Genomic DNA, 4,102 nt, shown 5'->3' with positions numbered 1-4,102 from the left:
TGCATTGTTAGCATAATTTACATTATATTCTAATATTTTTCTATATATGCTTCCTTTTCTATTTTTGTTTGGCTCAACATTTAAAGTGGAATAATCTTCTGGTTTTAAACTAATGCTGACTTGATCGCTGATTTTTTTATTTTGGGATTTTTGATATACAGTTATATTATAGTTGTTATCTTTTCCTAAATTTTTAAGATTAATATCAGGCATTATACTGCATGACCATAATCCATTCTTACCTGTTTTTATAAATTCTTCTTTATAAAGCCCAGGGCATAATTTATCCCGTTTGTAAATTTCTTTATCGTAATTAGATCTTAATATCAATTCTATATCAGAACCAGGGGCGGCGTATCCACGTATGGTAAAGTCTTTGGTTAGAACTGTTGATTTATCTGATGGGTAAATAATGCCAATCTCTTGATTTATGTTTGGTATTATTGCTGTTATGGTATCACTTTCCCATGGTTTATCTTTGCTATTTAATTCTTCAGCTGTAATAGTAATTTTATATTCATTATTTTCCTTAATTTCTTTAGTAAAATAAGAATCATATGGGATATTACATGTCCATTCACTAGTTGAGCGTACCGGACATTTAGTATTTTTTTCATTTTCGTGATTAATGGAGTAACGAAGATTGATCTCAGTGGATGGACGACCAAATCCCTCTATAGGTATGTTTTCTCTCCTTTTACTTAATTTTTCACCCCAATCCGGATTGTCGATCCATATTTTTTTCATGTTTTTAGAAAACCAATATCCTAGGTTTTTTACGACAGTAAAATTGGAAAAATTATATTTTCCTGTAACATCTGAAGCGAAAAACAATGGACGAGCTTTATTGTTATCTTTAAGAGTACTTAATCCTGTGGATATAACACCGATGATTGTATCATGCCAAATAACCGGGCCACCAGAGTCTGAATTTTGTGCAACTCCTGGCTTTAAATTTTCATTTTCTTTTATAAGAAGCCCATGATTTCGGTAATAATCTATGGCATCAATGACAATATTAACATCAGCTCTCTGCTGTTTTCCTTCTGTATTTCTTATCTGATTTCCTGTTGTTGGATCAATTCCCAAATTACCATAGCCATAGATAGAAGCGTTATAATAATCCTTGTCTATTTTTTCATAAGCTTCATCATAGTTAAAGAAACGACGAACATGGCCATAATTAGCTAAATCAATAGAATTATCTAATTTTATTATTGCAAAATCTGCGCCATTACCTTCGATATCAGAGTATGGAACAAAATTTTCATATGGTGCAGTACCCATTACTTTTTTTTCGTAATTTTCAATCGAATATTTTTCAATTTTTTTATTGTCACCCTGGCAATGTGCTGCTGTTAAAACATAGCTTGGAGAGATCAGCGAACCACTACATGTACCAACATCTTTTCCTAATTTATCTTCAAGACGGATATTTACAACCCAAGGTTTGCATTTGCTATCTTTACTATCAATACAGCTTTCTTCTCCTCCAGCAATTGTTTCTATTGGGTGGGGGGGCAATACAGTATCTGAAAATACATTTACACTGTAAGATAATAACGAGAGGATAAAAAATACTTTAAATATAATCATAGCAGCCTCGTTAATAGGGAGATTAATTATTTTTTTCAATACAAGTTATATGGTCATTACCTCCAGTACATTCCAGTTTTTTATCTTTCCTTGCTGGATAATTTTCATTATCAGATGTTTCATGGATAGTAAAAAAGTATACTCCTCGTTTAGCATAATATTCATTGTCTGAACTCCAATTTCCTTTTTCATCAGGAATTATTTCTTCCGCTTTTACATCATCAGAAAATATTATTATTTTAGGATGGAGGCTTTCTTTGAAATCACTGATTTTTTTATCCTCTGTAGGCATGGAAGTTCCATAAAAGTGGGTAAATACATTATCGATGATTTCATATTTTACAGAGAAATCTTTTGATTTCAGTATAGTGACTTCGTCATTGCTATTTTGAATGGGAACATTTGGTGTTCCTGTATTTTTAGCTTTAATTTTTATAAAACCGGCAGGAGCATCACTCATTTTTGTTTGCCAATTATTTCCAATGCGAGAAATAATTGGGAGAACATGTTCACCATTTGAATAGTAGTTTGCAATTATATCGAGAGGTGTTTTTTCTGTTACTTTCCCTTCAATTGTAATCTGTTTAGGGCTTTCTTCTTTTGAAGTAATAAATTCATGCATAACAGGTTTTGTGATTTTTACCGGACAATGTGCTACTCCAAATTTAATTTCTCTTTTTCCGGGTAGATTATTTCCTTCTTTCCTATTCTGGTTAAAAAGCACTGATGCTTTATAGTAATTAAAACATTTTGAGTTTAAACCTTTAATGCTCCATGTGCCGGAATTAAAATCAACATCAGGGGTATACTCTTTCCTTGGTTCAGAAGGATGAGTGTAATCAGGATCATCAAAACTAGAAATTGCTACTTTAATTTTTTTAGCATCATCTGGAATTTTAGAGTTAATTAAACCGGATATGTCATATTTTCCATCAGGTATAATTTGAGCATCCTTCATTGAGGTTATGGTTGCACCACATGGTGGCCCTTTAATAGTAATTTCTGAACTTTCAATACCCTTAATACTAATTTTTCTGGGAATTAATTCGCAGTTTATCCAAACTTTTGCCTGCCAGTGAGTCTTTTTTCCTTCTATAAGCTCAACTTTATATTTATTTTGGTCAAAATTAGTGACAAGATAAGGTAACGAGTCATCTTTCATAAGCCCTTGTCCTGTAATGTTAATATAGTTATTTTGGGCCTGAGTGGGTGGATCAGAGGAGATAATCTCTGGTGGTTCCCATGTATTATCGATGCTTATAACCGCATAATCACTTTTCTTACTGTCAACATATGTATTTAAACAATTCTCTCCGCTACATTTAGCAGTTATTTTAAGATTACAGTCGTATGCGCGAACTGTTGTAACCCATGAAAATAAACCTTTTGAGGCTGTTCTTAATTTTAAAATGCATGATTCATAATTATCTCCATTTTTTTTAAGAGTTGTTTTCCATATTACGTATTTTGGACTACCTTGGCAAAACTCCCCACTAAACGGATTGGCGTTGTCACTATCCTCAATTGGCTGGTTATATTTACCTTCAGGTTTTAAATTAATATTTTTATTTCCAACATCATACATGCAGTCACTACCTAATACTTTAATTTCAGAATCATATTTACTGATGTTTTCAAATGTTAAATTATAATATTTTGAAAAAATAGAGTTCTTTTTTTTAGGGTTTTTGTTTTCTTCACTAGAGTTAACACTCTCATTGATTAATTTAGCCACACTGACTGTGTTAAAGCAGAATAAAGTGGTGAGAAATGTCATGAAATATAATTTATTGTTTTTCATAGTGTAACCTTAACTAATATTATAATTTTAATAAAAATACATGTAGGCCTTTTTATTAAATTAGATTGATATATTAAATTTTATTGTGAAATTATTAATGGATGTATAACTTATATTCAGTCAATTTACTAAAAGAAAAAAGCATATTTAAGTATGGTAAAGCACTACAATAATGTCCAAAATTGGCAAGTGTTTTTTTATATTATTTTTAATGTATGAATGTTGTGGATGGATAGATTTTATTATATAGACAGTAGGGTTTTCTGGTCGATCTGAGGTGTCGGTGTAACATCATGGATGGAATAACGTAATTTTTGGCAAGCAATAATCAATTTATAAAGGGAGTGTTTAATAAACTGATATTAAAGCATTTGGCGGGAAATAATATTATGGCTCAGATGTAATTTTCTTAGCTATAATATTTGTCACTGTTTATTTATGTTAACCTGTTATTTCTTTATTACTCGATAACAACATTTTCATTCAGTACCTGCGACAGCAACGCCTGACGAGCATAAATTCCATTACCCGCCTGCTGGAAGTAATACGCATAAGGCGTTTTATCTACATCAACGGTGATTTCATCAATACGTGGCAGAGCATGGAGTACTTTCAGGTTTCACCAAATCTGCCACCCGCAGCACAAACTGGGCTTTGATATTGCATATTCAGAAGGGGCAAGGCGCTCTTTCTGAACGCGGGTCA

The 4,102-nt window shown here is 31.9% G+C and carries 2 protein-coding genes and 1 pseudogene; all 3 read right to left on the bottom strand.

Annotation, left to right across the window (positions count from 1 at the left end):
- A partial coding sequence (locus AAC855_RS21025) for a trypsin-like serine protease (RefSeq protein WP_340612093.1) occupies positions 1-1,596 on the bottom strand: 1,596 nt, incomplete at its 3' end.
- Positions 1,597-1,618: 22 nt separating this feature from the next.
- Positions 1,619-3,397 carry a hypothetical protein gene (locus AAC855_RS21020; RefSeq protein WP_340612092.1) on the bottom strand — a complete coding sequence of 593 codons (1,779 nt, stop codon included), beginning with the start codon at positions 3,395-3,397 and terminating at the stop codon, positions 1,619-1,621.
- A 460-nt stretch (positions 3,398-3,857) separates the two neighbouring features.
- A pseudogene (locus AAC855_RS21015) lies at positions 3,858-4,102 on the bottom strand (aspartate carbamoyltransferase); the annotation flags it as partial.

Origin of the sequence: Xenorhabdus bharatensis (genome assembly GCF_037996705.1) — a bacterium.
Taxonomy (GTDB): Bacteria; Pseudomonadota; Gammaproteobacteria; order Enterobacterales; family Enterobacteriaceae; genus Xenorhabdus; species Xenorhabdus bharatensis.
The sequence above is the reverse complement of the archived record's forward strand: the minus strand, read 5'-3'. Positions and strand labels throughout refer to the sequence as shown.